Origin of the sequence: Vibrio sp. 10N.261.46.A3, assembly GCF_041472995.1 — a bacterium.
Taxonomy (GTDB): domain Bacteria; phylum Pseudomonadota; class Gammaproteobacteria; order Enterobacterales; family Vibrionaceae; genus Vibrio; species Vibrio coralliirubri.
In genome coordinates this window covers 1-2150 of record NZ_JBFRRH010000100.1, presented here as the reverse complement: position 1 = coordinate 2150, position 2150 = coordinate 1, and the positions used below count along the sequence as shown (strand labels likewise).

Sequence of the window (2150 nt, the reverse complement as noted above, 5' to 3'; positions counted from 1 at the left end):
ATTGAACATGCTGCTCATATTAGTAACAGAGCTGGTATCCCAATTAGAAATATTTTGATTAAACACATATGCACTTGCAAACATGTGGCTCATATCAGTAACGGAGCTAGTATCCCAACTAGAAATGTTATGATTAAAGAGTTCCGCAAAACCAAACATGTTGCTCATGTCAGTAACGGAGCTAGTATCCCAGCCGGAAAGGGAAAACTGAAAAGAAGTCGCCATGAAGAACATGTTACTCATATTAGTAACAGAGCTAGTATCCCAACCAGAGATGTCTTGATTGAAACTATAATTAACTGCAAACATGTTACTCATGTCAGTAACAGAGCTAGTATCCCAACCAGAGATGTCTTGATTGAAAACAGAAAAGGAGAACATGCTGCTCATGTCAGTAACAGAGCTAGTATCCCAACTAGAGATATCTTGATTAAACGCCTGAGCACCATAAAACATATAGCTCATATCGGTTGCATTAGAGGTAACCCATCCAGAAATATCACCATTAAAAGATCTATCCCCATAGAACATTCCTGAAAAATTGGTCAACCCCGAGACATCATAAGAAGCAATTGCAGTATTATCCTTATCCAATATCGCACCATACAATGCTTCATTAGGAGTTGGGGCTAGTTTAGAACTGTCGTCAACCCCAGAGCCAGAGAGATAACCAGAATCATTAACAGTTAATGGGAATATCCAGCTGGATAGGTTTTGATTGAAATAATATGCCGCTGCAAACATACCTTCGATAGTAATAACACTGTCCATATCCAATCCAGACACATCCGCATTAAAATCCGAATTAGCAAACATATACTGCATTGAAGCAACGTTGCTAGTATCCCAACCCGACAGATCTAAACTTGAAAGCGCCGTTCCTGTCCCAGAAAAAAGACATGTCATATCTTGAATCGAAGAGGTATCAAAAGCTTCGATGTCTGCTTTACTTTCACTTTCGATGAGAGCAACAAGAGATGCAACAGCTGGGTCTGATGAAACATAATCTTGACAATAGTCTGTAAGGGTCAAGCGACGAATAATGAAATCCTCACTTTTGATGCCTGACAATGATGCCACTACAGATGTAGAGTCTATAGAAACGACTGCCTCAGGATTAGATGCCTTTAATTGCCCTTCAGAGTCAATGTAAACACTCTCACTGAGAGTTTTCCATTCAACGATTTTGGTAATGTCCAATTCTTTACCATCATCATAATAGCCCATGGCTTTCACATAAAAGTCTGAACCATCAAAAATTCCGTACGTACTACCTGTAGATGATGTGACTTCAACTCGCATCAGAGATGGAAAATTACTTCCCGTAACATTACTTGACGAATCATCACTACATCCAACAATCAAAGATGCTAACAAACTAACAACAGCGATATTTTTGAATATTTTTTTTTCCATAAAATCCATAACCTCGAATAAAGTATGTAACTTGAGTATATCTCAAGACGAGTTTTTGGTGTTTATTATTCCTATTATGGTAAATGATCACTTTGTATTACAATATAATCAACGTAATACAAGGAGGCTTACCATGCCATCTATGTCAGTCAGAATCCCCGAAGATATCGAACAAAAACTAACACTACTTGCAGAGTCCACGGGGCGAACAAAGTCATGGATTACCAACCAAGCAATTCAAGATTACCTAGTTCGTGAGCTTTGGCAGATTAATGAAATCAAAGACGCTCTGAATGAAGCTGATTTGGGACAGTTTGCCAATAAAGAAGAAGTGCAGGATGCATTCTCTAAGTGGGGCGTGAATGCAGATTAAGTGGCTTAAAAAAGCCTTAGTCAACCTAGAGCAGTCCGCGGAGTATCTACACGAACATAACCCACGATCATCACGTGAATTTGTGCAAGAAGTCTATGAATTAACAAACCTCCTAAAAACAAATCCAGCTATGGGGCGCACAGGCCGAGTGTTTGGAACAAGAGAACTTGTCCTAAATAAGTATCCCTACCTCATACCTTATCGAGTCAAAGATAACTGTATTGAGATTTTAAGAGTATTCCCTACTCGCATGTCTCAACCTGAATTTTGGTAGTAATAGTTTGACACCAATGACAAAAAAAGCCTCCGTTCTGGAGGCTTTTTGTATCTAAATATCGATGCGCACTAAGTGCAGTTACGT

At 39.0% G+C, this 2150-nt stretch carries 3 protein-coding genes; 2 read left to right on the top strand and 1 reads right to left on the bottom strand.

The genetic code is table 11. The annotated features are described in order from the left end of the window. On the bottom strand, positions 1-1416 hold a 1416-nt coding region (locus AB4484_RS20800), incomplete at its 3' end, for a BspA family leucine-rich repeat surface protein (protein ID WP_372080174.1). Positions 1417-1549: 133 nt separating this feature from the next. Here AB4484_RS20800 and AB4484_RS20795 point away from each other — a divergent pair. Then, entirely contained in the window at positions 1550-1789 is a 240-nt protein-coding gene (locus AB4484_RS20795; protein WP_372080172.1) for a CopG family ribbon-helix-helix protein, read from the top strand. Beyond that, positions 1779-2063, top strand: a complete 285-nt coding sequence (locus AB4484_RS20790) for a type II toxin-antitoxin system RelE/ParE family toxin (RefSeq protein ID WP_372080170.1) — start codon at positions 1779-1781, stop codon at positions 2061-2063. The genes AB4484_RS20795 and AB4484_RS20790 overlap by 11 nt, the downstream gene beginning before the upstream one ends. Positions 2064-2150: the final 87 nt, after the last annotated feature.

What these genes read in the sequence shown, in the direction of transcription:
- AB4484_RS20795 (WP_372080172.1), top strand. Translation starts at nt 1,550, where the DNA reads ATGCCATCTATGTCAGTCAGAATCCCCGAAGATATCGAACAAAAACTA.
- AB4484_RS20790 (WP_372080170.1), top strand. Translation starts at nt 1,779, where the DNA reads ATGCAGATTAAGTGGCTTAAAAAAGCCTTAGTCAACCTAGAGCAGTCC.